This window comes from Rhizobium sp. C104 (assembly GCF_022354505.1).
Classification (GTDB): domain Bacteria; phylum Pseudomonadota; class Alphaproteobacteria; order Rhizobiales; family Rhizobiaceae; genus Rhizobium; species Rhizobium redzepovicii.
In genome coordinates this window covers 275,404-287,193 of the sequence record NZ_CP092352.1, presented here as the reverse complement: position 1 = coordinate 287,193, position 11,790 = coordinate 275,404, and the positions used below count along the sequence as shown (strand labels likewise).

Sequence of the window (11,790 nt, the reverse complement as noted above, 5' to 3'; positions counted from 1 at the left end):
AGTTGCGGCTGTGCTTTGACGGGACTACGGTTCGCAGCATGAGCTCGCCAGCCCCGACATCAAGAACGAGTGCTGCACCAAATGCGAATGATCCCCCGGCCTTGTCTGCCCGGCAGGAATGGTGGATGACGAGCCTGTGGTCGCACCGCCCCCGCGCCCTGTATCTGGGGCTTTTCGTCGCCGCGTATGTGCTCGGCTGCGGTTTTGCCCAATCACTCGCAATCGTGCCGGGAACGGGCATTTCCATCTGGCCTCCGGGCGGGCTTTTCATTGCAACGCTCATCCTCGCCCCCAGGCGCAGCTGGCCGTGGTGGATAATGGGAGGCTGTGCGGCTGAGCTGTTCAGCAATGCCCTCTGGTTCTACAGTCCGCTGCCGGCGGCTTTTCTGATATATGTCGGCAACGCTCTTGAAGCAGTGGTCGCGGCATGGCTGGTCAATCGGGCCTTGACGCGGCCGGCCCAGCTGGAAACCTTGCAGGAGGTTCTCGCATTCGTCGTCCTGGGCGCCGGAATTGCGCCGATCGTCAGCGCGACCGTGGGAAGCGCGACGCTCGCATGGTTCGGCATCCAATCGCAATCCTTCGTGACCGCCTGGCCTCTCTGGTGGATCGGTGATGCAACCGGTGTCCTGATCGTCGCGCCGCTGGCGCTCTCCGTCTTCCATAACTGGCGCGGCAAGACCCGCCTCTCGGCGGCGCAATGGGTGGAAGCTTGCGTCCTTGGGCTGATTTTTCTCGGTGTCGCCGCTCTTTCGCTCAGCGGCTACCTTCCCTTCGCCTACATCATCATGCCGCCCCTTCTTTGGGCGGCGGTCCGCTTCGAATTCAAGGGTGCGGCCATATCGCTCGTGCTCCTGGCCCTGATCACGGCCGTCTTCACGATAACAGGCGCCGGCCAATTTGTCGGCGATGCCGAATCCCAGAAACACAAGCAGATCATGCTGCAGCTTTTCCTGGCGATCTCGGCATTTTCGGCGCTGATCGTCGCTGCCATATCCAGGCAGCATCAGCTGGCCGTGCACACATTGCGTCAAAGCATTGAGACGTTGCGCGACAGGGAGCAAGAGCTCTCGCAGCTCGTCGATATGGTTCCGAGCCACGTCTGGCGTCTGACACCCGAGGGCGAACCAACCTTCTTCAACAGAAGGATGGTCGACTTCCTCGGCCTCGATGTCGCGGATGCGGACAGGCCCGGCATGAGCCGGCTGGAAGCGGTCATCGAGGCCGTCATTCACCCCGATGATGCAGCAGGCTTCCAGGATGCGCTCAATCATTGCCTCGTCACCGGCGAAAACTTCGCCTTGCGGTATCGGCTGCGCCGCGCCGACGGCGTCTATCACTGGATGTCGAGCCGCGCCGAACCGATGCGGGATCAGACCGGCATCATCGTCCAATGGTACGGCCTTTGCCACGACATCGACGATCAGGTCCGTGCCGAAGAGGCGGTGCGCCAAAGCGAGCGAGCGCTGCAGCAGATGATCGACGCGGTGCCGGTTCGCGTCTGGAGCGTTGAGCCGGCGAGCGGGTCGGTCTATTTCAACAAACGCTACCAGGATCATTTCCGCGCCGTCATCGCCGATTTCGACGCTCTCGGCGAGCCGCGCATCGAAGACCTGCTGCGGCAGCTGATCCATCCTGAAGACGCGCCCGACGTCCAGCGCACGCTGCGCAATTGTTTCGAAAGCGGCGGCGGTACCGCCATGCGGTTTCGCTGGCGCGAAAAGGACGACGTCTACCGCTGGGCGGAATGCCGAGTGGAACCCCGACGCGACGACGACGGAAGGGTCGTGCAATGGTACGGCGTGTCTCTCGATATCGACGAGGAGGTGCGTGCACTCGAGGCATTGCGTGAGCGCGAGCGCGAGCTCTCGCAGCTCGTCGACATGGTCCCGGCCCAGATCCGGCGGCTGACACCGACGGGAGAGCCTGTCTTCTTCAACAAACGCCTGATCGATTTCTTCGGTCTCGACGTCGGCGACATGGATAAGCCGGGCGTCAGCCGCCTGTCGGCTGTCATCAATACTCTCGTTCATCCCGACGACGCACCGAGACTGCTCCAGACGATTCACCATTCCCTCACCAGCGGCGATCCCTTCTCGATCAAATACCGCATGCGCCGTTTCGACGGAGCCTATCGCTGGGTCGACGGCCGCGCCGAGCCGCTGCGGGATCAGAACGACACGATCACGCAATGGTACGTCATCTCGGTCGATATCGATGACGAGATGCGCGCCCAGGAAGCATTGCGCGACCGGGAACGCGAGCTCTCGCAACTGGTAGACATGGTTCCGAGCCTGCTCTGGCGGCTCGATCCGGAAGGGACGCCGACCTTCTTCAACCAGCGCCTGAAGGATTTTCTTGGTCTCGACATCATTAATAGGGAAACGCCGAGGTTGAGCCGGCTTACGGACCTCATCGAGGCGGCCGTCCATCCCGACGATGCCTCCAGTCTCGCCCAAGCACTCAACCATTCTCTCGCCACCGGCGAGCGCTTCTCCAAGCAGTATCGCCTGCGACGCGCCGATGGCATCTATCGCTGGGTCAGAGGCAGCGCCGAGCCGCTGCGGGATGAGAGCGGCCGGATTGTTCAATGGTACGGTCTCTCGCACGACATCGACGATCAGCTACGTGTCGAGGAAGCGCTGCGAGAAAGAGAGCGCTCGCTCTGGCAGATCGTCGAAACGCTGCCGGCCATGATCGATTGCGCGGCTCCCGACGGAGAGCCGGTCTATCGCAACCCCCAGCTCCGCGACTTTCTCGGATATAAGCTCGAAGAGCTTGATGGAACGGGGAAAACCCGGCTGGACGGCACGCTCGACGCCGGCGTTCATCCCGACGACGTGGCGGGTGTCAAAGAGAATTATGCCCATTCATTGTCCACCGGCGAGCCCTATGCGCGCCGGCATCGCCTGCGGCGCTACGATGGCGAATATCGGTGGGTCGAGACGCGCGCTGCGCCGATGCGAAATGCCGAAGGCGTCATTGTCCAGTGGAACGTCATCTGCCTCGATGTCGACGCTGAAGTTCGGGCGGAGGAAGATCTACGCCAGGCGCGCGAGGGTCTTGCGCGGGCAAGCCAGATGGCGAGCCTTGCCGAGCTTTCGGCCTCCATCGCTCACGAGGTGAACCAGCCGCTCGCGGCTGTCGTCGCCAACTCGCATGCCTGCCAGCGCTGGCTGATGGCCGAACCGCCGAATATGGAGCGGGCGCAGAGGACGGTCGAGCGCATCATCCGCGACGCCAACTCGGCCGCCGATGTCGTCAGCCGCATCCGCGCCCTGTTCAAACAATCCGCGGACAGGAGAGTTCATACGACGCTTTCAGGCGTCGTTAGTGAAGCACGCAACCTCATGGCCGAAGAAGCGGCTCGCCGTCGCGCCCGTATGGAAGTGGAGGTTGATGGCAACCTTCCACTCATTGCCATCGATCGCATCCAGATCCAGCAAGTTCTGATCAATCTCGTCCGCAACGGCATCGAGGCGATGGACACGGTCGACGGCGACAGGGTGATCGGGATGCGCGTGCGCCATATCGGGAATGCCATTCAGACCGAAATCAGCGATCGCGGTCAGGGTATCGAGTTCCCCGAGAAGATGTTCGAACCTTTCTTCACGACCAAGGAAAATGGCATGGGCATGGGTCTGGCGATTTGCCGCTCGATCGTCGAGCTGCACGGCGGACGATTGTGGGCAGAGAAGAACGATCCGCACGGCGCGACGTTGATCTTCACCTTGCCAATAGAAACGAAGGTGGCGTCATGACGGAAGACGACCATATTGTCTTCATCGTCGATGACGACCAACGTGTCCGGGAGGCGCTCAGCGAGCTCATGGACGCGCATGGCATGCGCGCCATCGCCTTCGAATCCGCCGGCGATTACGTGACAGCGGACAAGCCCGATGTGCCCGCCTGCCTTATCCTCGATATCGAGCTGCCCGACATCAATGGCCTCGATCTGCAGAGGCAGATTGCCGACGGCGATCATCCGCCGATCGTCTTCATTACCGGACATGGCGACATCCCGTCCTCCGTGCGTGCGATCAAAAGCGGCGCCGTGGATTTCCTGACCAAACCGTTCAGTGACGCGGATCTCCTGACGGCAATCCATGCAGCGCTCGCCGAGGATCGGGAAAAGCGATCGGGACGCGCCGAGCTCGACATGCTCAAACGACACTATCTCGACTTGACGCCGCGCGAGCGCGAAGTGCTGCCGCTCGTGGTCAGCGGTCTTCTCAACAAGCAGGCGGCAGCCGAACTCGGAATCAGCGAAGTCACGCTGCAGATCCATAGAAGAAACGTGATGCAAAAAATGGCGGCGGCGTCGCTCGCCGACCTCGTGCGGATCGCGGAGAAACTGGAAATACCGATTACCCACTCGCGCCGGGTGGGGGGAATTGAACATGAACGAAACAAGACATGTCGTCGCCGTTGTCGATGACGATCCAAGACTGCTTGAATCGATGGGCGACCTTCTGGAATTGGCGGGTTATGTGGCCCGCGGCTTCCCATCGGCGGGCTCGCTGCTCGTCAGCGGGCTGTCGGACCTCGACCTGCTCATCACCGATATCGGAATGCCCGGCATCGACGGCTTCGAGCTTCGTGACCTGGTGAGAAAATCACGTCCCGAGTTGCCGGTGTTTCTGATTACGGGCCGCCATGAGATAGCCGATCAGGGCCGCGCTCAGGGAGGCGGCGGTTTCTTCCGCAAGCCGTTCGATGCCCAGGCCCTGCTGGCGGCTATCGCCAATGCTTTACACCAATCGAGAGATGGAGGGTAACATGAGAGTTGACCAGCCGTTGCTGCGGAGATCGGCGCCGTTATCATTGCAGGGCAGGTATGAAGAGGATCAGCCGCTCGTCATTATCGTCGATGACGACGCGTCGGTTCGCGAAGCGCTGTCGGAGTTAATCCTGTCGGCGGGTTTTCAGTCGGTCAGTTTTGCCTCGACCCGTGAATTGCTTGACGCCGATATCTTGGAAAACCCCGGCTGTCTGATCCTCGATGTGCGCATGCCCGGAGCAAGCGGCCTCCACCTGCAGAGCCAACTGGCCGAAAACGGCATTTCCAAGCCGATCATTTTTCTGACCGGCCACGGCGATATTCCGATGACCGTCCAGGCGATGAAGGCGGGTGCTGTGGATTTTCTCACTAAGCCGGTGCGGGACCAGACGCTGCTCGACGCCATCACTGCGGCCATTGCGATGGATGCAGAACGACGGGCCGAAGCCGCAATCGCCAAACGTAATGTCAAACGCGTGGAGACACTGACGCAGCGCGAACGTGAAGTTCTGCACGAAGTGGCGCGCGGACGCCTCAACAAACAGATCGCCTTCGATCTCGGCATCAGCGAAGTGACGGTCAAGCTGCATCGCAGCAACGTCATGCACAAGATGGAGGCCGCCTCGATCGGCGAACTGATCCGAGCCTGGGAGACGCTGCCGGCGCAAATGCGGCAAGCTGGCTCGCGTTAATTTTCTGCCGGGCGCTTTCCAATGGTTGAGGTATTCCGGTCTCGAACATCAGTTGCCTGTCCATTTGATGCGCCGCGTATCCGATTCGCGTTGAAAAAGACGACGCGGCGCCGGCAATGGGTTTCGCCGTCGCCCGCATGCGTTATCTCTAAATTAAAGCTCAGGGACATGACCTCATGCCCGGCCTGAGATTCCATAAAGGAGATCACGCCTGAACAACCGATCGCTAACCGCACCTTCCCCAGAAACCACCGCCTTCGACATCGAAGCAGACTTCTTGTCGGCCATGGGGAACGCCAAACGGCTTCACATCCTGCATGTCTTGACCGAAGGAGAAGTGTCGGTGAGCGACCTGGCCGAGGAAGTGGGATTGAGCCAATCTTCGACTTCCCAGCATCTGGCAATTCTTCGAGAACAAGGACTCGTGCAGACGCGAAGGGCTGCCCAGACGATCTTCTATTCACTTCAATCCGGCACGGCGAGGACGATGCTCGATACTCTCGCCGACATCTTCGGATCGCGCCGTCGATCCCCAGCAGAACGCGTCCAAGCCGGGCGCCTGACGAAATGACCAAGCCTCGCTCCCGCACTCGTGATTGGTCGCCAATTATCGAGGATAGGATGACCTTGCAGCCAATCAGGCCACATCGAGCCCTGATGGACGTTTGATGTACGCCTCCTAGACCACGGTGTGATTACGCCTCCGTTGCGAATGGAGATAATCAATCACATCAGCAACGAAACGGTCAGGAAGAGGCGATCATGGACGTATATGAGGCAGTCACCAGCCGACGGTCGGTGCGCGGATTCAAAGACAGGCCTGTGGCAAGGGAGATCCTTGAGCGCGTGCTGTCCGCCGCGGCTTGGTCGCCGTCGGGATCGAATATCCAGCCATGGAATACCTACGTGATGACCGGCGCGCCGCTGGCCGAGCTCAAGACATCAGCCGTCGAGCGCGTGGCCCACGGCGATGCCTGGGACAAGCGGCAGTACGAGATGTATCCTCCGGCGCTGAAGTCCCCTTACGGGGAGCGCCGGTCCGCTTTCGGCAAGGAGCGCTACAGCGCGCTCGGCATTGCGCGCGAGGATTGGGAGGCGCGCCAGCGGGCAGCGATCGCCAACTGGAACTGCTTCGGCGCGCCCGCCGCCTTGTTCTGCTATATCGACCGTGAGCTGGGTCCGCCCCAATGGGCCGACGTCGGCATGTACCTGCAGACCGTCATGCTGCTGCTCCGCGCCGAGGGACTGCACAGCTGCCCGCAGATGGCGTGGTCACAGGTTCGCGAGACGGTCGCGGAGGTCCTGTCGCCCCCGGACGGGCTTATCCTCTTCTGCGGCATGTCGATCGGGTACGAGGACGCCGCGGTCAGTTTTGCCCGTACGGGCCGCGCCCCGCTTGCCGAGACGGTCACGTTCGTCGACGATTAGCTGCTGCGCTCAGAAGACGAGAGACCCCTTCCATGTTTCCTGCGCATGATACGTCCTATCACGCGCGATATCGGAGAACGCCATGACCACGCATAAAGTCGGCTATCTCATCGGCAGCCTAGCCAAGGGCTCGATCAATCGCAAACTCGCCAAGGCGTTGGTGCGGTTCGCCCCGCCGGAACTTGAAATGTCGGAGATATCCTTCAAGGACCTGCCGCTCTACAGCTACGACTATGACGCCGACTACCCTCCGGCCGGCAAGGCATTCAAGGCCGCAATCGCCGCCGTCGACGCCGTGCTGTTCGTCACGCCCGAATATAATCGATCGATACCCGGCGGGCTGAAAAACGCAATCGACTGGGCAAGCCGCCCCTACGGCACCAACTCGTTCACACGCAAGCCGTCAGCGGTTATCGGCACGTCGCCGGGCGCGATAGGCACAGCAGTCGCCCAGCAGAATTTGCGCAGCGTGCTCAGCTTCTGCAATTCGCCCCAGATGAATGCCCCGGAAGCCTACATCCAGTTCACACCGGGGCTGATCACCGATGACGGCGAAGTCACGAACGAGGCCACCGCGGATTTCCTTCGCAAATTCATGCAGGATTTCCATGTTTTCATCGCAAGGGTGCGCTCGGTCCTGCCGAAAGACGCCTAGACGACGTTTAAAAGGAACTGGCCGCTCCCATGCGGCAGCAGCCAGTTTCCATTTTTCGAGCTACGTCTTTAAGCGAAAGCGTAGGAACCGTCTGGCCGCTTCGGCACGCGTCGCTGCCAGTGGATGTAGCCTTCCTCCTCCATTGCCTTCTCGTCCATCTCGACGCCCCAGCCGGGCCGATCCGGGCGCAGTTCGAGGTAACCGTCCTTCGGCAGATAGGGATCGACGACGTAGCGGGTTTCCCCTTCCCGCTTCTCGATATCGTTGCCGCCATAGACATAGGCCTGGCCCTTTGGCAGCCGGTATTCGAGGATGCGGAAATTCTGCGCCGCGGCCGAAAAATGCACGTTGACCGCCGTTGCCAGCGGCCCCATCGGATTGTGCGGCGCCACGCCGACGAAGAAGGCTTCGGCAAGTGTCGCAATGCGGCGCATTTCGCTGATGCCGCCGACGACGCAGATATCCGGCTGGATCAGATCGGCGCCCTTGACCTGCAACAGCCGTAGGAACTCGTTTCTGCTGTAAAGCGATTCACCGGTGGCGAGCACGCAGTTGAGCCCCTGTTTCAGATCGCCCCAGGCCTCGATGTTTTCAGGCCGCAGCGGCTCCTCGAAAAACAGCGGATCGTAGGGCGCCAGCGCGTTGCCGAGCTGGCGCGCGGCGATCGGCTCGAAAATCTTGGCATGGGCGTCGAAGGCGATCTCGTATTCGTCGTTGACCGTTTCGCGCAGCGAGCGGAAATAATCCGCCGAGGCTTTGACGACATTGCCCCAGCGATTGGCGTGCATGTCGATCCGCCAGGGGCTGAGCTTGAAGGCGGTGAACCCCCATCCCTCCTTCAGGCGATCGAACTCGTCGCGGGCCGCCGGCGCATCCGGCGCGGTGTAGACCCCGGCATAGACCTTGATGCGGTCGCGCACCTCGCCGCCGAGCAGCTTGTAGACCGGGACGTTCGCCGCCTTGGCCGCCAGATCCCACAGGCAGTGATCGAGCGCGGAGATAGCGGCAAGGCCGAGCGCGCCCGGCGGGAAACGGCTTTGCTGAATCAGCAAGTTGACGAGATAGTCGACCCGTGTCGGATCCTGGCCGGCCACAAAGGCATAGAGGTAATCGAGCAGCGGCGGCAGTGCCTTGTCGGGGCCGTGATTGTAGCATTCGCCCCAGCCGGTCAGCCCGTCATCGGTATCGAGCGCGACGATCACGCGCGGACGGTCCTTGTCGCGGGTCATGAAAACCCGCATGCGGTCGATCTTCATCATTCTGTCCTTCTAGCGATTGAAATAGCTGCGGCGCGCTACGCGCGTCTGCACGTAGACATGCTCTTTGTCGGTTCCGGGATTGTAGGCGCCGGCAGCTTGCGGCACCGAGACGTTGCCGCCGCTCGGGAAGCGCGACACGAATTCCTCGTCGATATCGCAGCCGAGCCCCGGGCCGTCAGGAACGGCGATCAGGCCGTCGACCTGCTGCGGATGCGGCACGATCGTCTGGCGTCGGCCGTCCCAGTCATCGTCGAGGCGCTCGAGAATGAGGGCGTTCGGAATGGCCGCCAGCAGATGGAGAGCCGCATATTCCGCCACCGGCCCCAGCGATCCGGAATGCGGCGCCATCTGGATATGATGGGCCTCGGCCATGGCGGCGATCTTCTTCATCTGGGTGATGCCGCCGGCCCGCCCGGTATCCGGCTGAATCACGTCGACCAGTTCCTTCTCGATAAGCTCGCGCTCGCCGAAGATGGTCGCCGAACGCTCGCCGGCCGCAAGCGGCACATGCGCTGCGTCGCGAATGCGGCGGTAGCCGTCGAAATTCTCCGGCGCGATCGGATCTTCTACCCACATCAGCTCATAGGGTTCGAGCGCCCGCACCAGCCGGCAGGCATCCGCAGGCGTCAGCCATGGCGGCCCATGCAGATCGATGGCGATATCCATGTCGTCGCCGACGGCATCGCGCAGCGCCGCGACCTTGCGGACCGGGTCGGCGACGCCGCCGCACTTGATTGCCTTGATGCCGCGCGCCTTGAGCGCAAGCGCCCGCTCGGGCGTATTGGCATGCGAATAGATCGGGATCCGGTCGCGCACCTTGCCGCCGAGCAGCATCCAGACCGGCACGCCAAGCGCCTTGCCCTTGATGTCCCACAACGCCATATCGATCCCGGTCATTGCACCGCCGCCGACCGTTCCAAGCATGCCGTGCCCCATCATGGTGATATGCATCTTCTGCCAAAGCCGTTCGATATGAGCCGGATCCTCCCCGATGAGGAGAGGCGCAAGGTCGTGGATCGCCGTCTCGACGACACGCGGCCAGCCCGAGCATTCGCCGATGCCGGTAATGCCCTCATCGGTATCGATTTTCAGAAAAAGCCAGTTCCGGGTGCCTCCGAATTGCTTAGAGGTAGCGCCGCCGGGACGATGATCGGAAGCCCAGTTGGAAGGGTCGGGCTGACCGACTTGCATGAGAAATGTGCGGATTCCGGTGATTTTCATCTCTGAGAACTTCCATTTTTCAGATGGTCTGGCTTCAGATTGCCGGGCTCCAAATTGACGGGCGCGACGTAGCGGAAACGCCTGGAATGATCGCGATCGCGCGGATCGGGGCGTGGGATCGCCGATATCAGCGCCTGCGTGTAGGCATGCTCGGGTGTGCGGCAGACCTGCTCCGCCTCGCCGATTTCGACGAGCTGGCCTTTGTACATGACGCCGACACGGTCGCACATGTAGCGGATGACGCCGATGTCGTGGCTGATGAAGATATAGGCGAGGCCGAGTTCGTCCTGCAGCCGCATCAGGAGGTCGAGCACCTGCGAGCGCACCGAGACGTCGAGCGCCGAGGTCGCCTCGTCGGCGACGATCACACGCGGATTGAGCGTAATGGCGCGGGCAATGCCGATGCGCTGGCGCTGGCCGCCGGAGAATGCGTGCGGGTAGCGTTCGCGCGCCCTCGGATCTAGGCCCACCTGCTCCATGAGGTGGCAGACCCGCTCTTCCAGCGCTTTCCCCTTGGCGACGCCATTGACGAGCAGCGGCTCGCCGATGATCTGGGAGACGGTCATGCGCGGATTGAGGGAGCCGAACGGATCCTGAAACACCATGCGCAATTCGCGGCGCGCGGCGGCCAGTGTGGGACCCTTTGCCGTTGCCAGATCGATGATGTCGCCGCCGGCATTGCGATAAAGGATTTCGCCGGCAGTCGGATCGATCAGGCGCATGATCGAGCGGCCCATCGTCGTCTTGCCGGACCCGCTTTCGCCGACGATGCCGAGCGTCTCGCCCGGCAGAAGCGAAATGGAAACATCGTCCAGCGCTTTCACTTCACCGAAATCCATCGAGACGTTGCGCAGTTCCAGGATCGGCGCTTTTGTCCTGTCGAGAGGGGGGCGTGCGAGGCGGATTTCGGCCTTCTGCTCGAGCTTCAGCACCGAGCCGATCAGCATGCGGGTATAGTCGTCTTGCGGCGCATGAAAGATTTGCTCGACCGGCCCATATTCCTTGGCGACGCCGTTATGCATCACCAGCACATCATCGGCGATCTGCGCCACCACACCCATGTCGTGCGTGATGAACAGAACGGCCATGCCGTTGGCCTTCTGCAGGCGGGCGATCAGGTCGAGAATTTCGGCCTGCGTTGTCACGTCGAGCGCCGTGGTCGGCTCGTCGGCGATCAATAGCTGCGGTTTGCAGGCGAGCGCCATGGCGATCATCGCGCGCTGGCGCATGCCGCCCGAATATTGGAAGGCATAGCGATCCAGGGCTTTTTCCGGAAAGGGAATCTCGACCTGCTTGAGCAGCGATATGGCCTCGGTGCGCGCCTCCGCCTTGCTCATCCGCGTGTGCAGGCGAAGCGCCTCAACGATCTGGTTGCCGACGGTGTGGATCGGCGATAGCGACGACATCGGCTCCTGAAAGATCATGGCGATGTCGCGGCCGCGGATCGCCCGGATCTGGCGTCCGCGCGGATTGAGGCTGGTCAGATTGGTCGAGCCGCCGTTCTGGTCGTTCAGGATGATCGATCCGGCCGCAATCCGGCCGGGTGCGTCGGCGATCTGCAGGATCGAACGCGCCGTCACCGACTTGCCGGATCCGCTTTCGCCGACGACACAGAGCGTCTTGCCCGGTTCGATCGAGAAAGACAGATCGCTGACGGCGCAAAAGACGCCGGTGCGCAGCGGAAATTCGACGGTCAGGTTTTTCACCTGGAGCAGCGGCCTGCCGGCAATGGGAACGATATCGGTCATGCCGGCC

At 61.8% G+C, this 11,790-nt stretch carries 10 protein-coding genes; 7 read left to right on the top strand and 3 right to left on the bottom strand.

Features of this window, described 5'->3' with window-relative positions:
* The first annotated feature begins 125 nt into the window (after nucleotides 1-125).
* The 7 genes from MF410_RS29420 (at nucleotide 126) to MF410_RS29390 (ending at nucleotide 7,555) form a co-directional block, all read left to right on the top strand.
* A complete protein-coding gene (locus MF410_RS29420) occupies nucleotides 126-3,761 on the top strand; it encodes a PAS domain-containing protein (RefSeq protein ID WP_239621008.1) in 3,636 nt (1,211 codons plus the stop codon).
* A complete protein-coding gene (locus MF410_RS29415) occupies nucleotides 3,758-4,438 on the top strand; it encodes a response regulator (RefSeq protein ID WP_239621024.1) in 681 nt (226 codons plus the stop codon). The genes MF410_RS29420 and MF410_RS29415 overlap by 4 nt, the downstream gene beginning before the upstream one ends.
* The gene (locus tag MF410_RS29410; RefSeq protein WP_239621006.1) at nucleotides 4,401-4,778 is read left to right on the top strand and encodes a response regulator; all 378 of its coding nucleotides are present in this window, start codon (nucleotides 4,401-4,403) and stop codon (nucleotides 4,776-4,778) included. Before MF410_RS29415 ends, MF410_RS29410 begins: the two co-directional genes overlap by 38 nt.
* A gap of 1 nt (nucleotide 4,779) precedes the next feature.
* Nucleotides 4,780-5,472, top strand: coding sequence for a response regulator transcription factor (locus tag MF410_RS29405; protein WP_097628005.1), 693 nt, complete (start codon nucleotides 4,780-4,782; stop codon nucleotides 5,470-5,472).
* Nucleotides 5,473-5,683: 211 nt separating this feature from the next.
* A complete protein-coding gene (locus tag MF410_RS29400) occupies nucleotides 5,684-6,043 on the top strand; it encodes a metalloregulator ArsR/SmtB family transcription factor (RefSeq protein WP_097628006.1) in 360 nt (119 codons plus the stop codon).
* Between the two features lie 191 nt (nucleotides 6,044-6,234).
* Complete coding sequence (locus tag MF410_RS29395) at nucleotides 6,235-6,900, top strand: nitroreductase (RefSeq protein WP_097628007.1); 666 nt, start codon at nucleotides 6,235-6,237, stop codon at nucleotides 6,898-6,900.
* 82 nt (nucleotides 6,901-6,982) lie between these two features.
* A complete protein-coding gene (locus MF410_RS29390) occupies nucleotides 6,983-7,555 on the top strand; it encodes an NADPH-dependent FMN reductase (protein WP_012556237.1) in 573 nt (190 codons plus the stop codon).
* A 68-nt stretch (nucleotides 7,556-7,623) separates the two neighbouring features.
* On the opposite strand, the gene MF410_RS29385 is transcribed toward MF410_RS29390, so the two are convergent.
* Genes MF410_RS29385 through MF410_RS29375 form a run of 3 tightly spaced genes read right to left on the bottom strand, consistent with a single transcriptional unit; the run spans nucleotide 7,624 to nucleotide 11,783 of the window.
* A complete protein-coding gene (locus MF410_RS29385; RefSeq protein WP_003591364.1) occupies nucleotides 7,624-8,811 on the bottom strand; it encodes a galactarate dehydratase in 1,188 nt (395 codons plus the stop codon).
* A gap of 12 nt (nucleotides 8,812-8,823) precedes the next feature.
* The gene (locus MF410_RS29380) at nucleotides 8,824-10,035 is read right to left on the bottom strand and encodes a mandelate racemase/muconate lactonizing enzyme family protein (protein ID WP_097628008.1); all 1,212 of its coding nucleotides are present in this window, start codon (nucleotides 10,033-10,035) and stop codon (nucleotides 8,824-8,826) included.
* Nucleotides 10,032-11,783, bottom strand: a complete 1,752-nt coding sequence (locus MF410_RS29375) for an ABC transporter ATP-binding protein (RefSeq protein ID WP_097628009.1) — start codon at nucleotides 11,781-11,783, stop codon at nucleotides 10,032-10,034. Before MF410_RS29375 ends, MF410_RS29380 begins: the two co-directional genes overlap by 4 nt.
* Nucleotides 11,784-11,790: the final 7 nt, after the last annotated feature.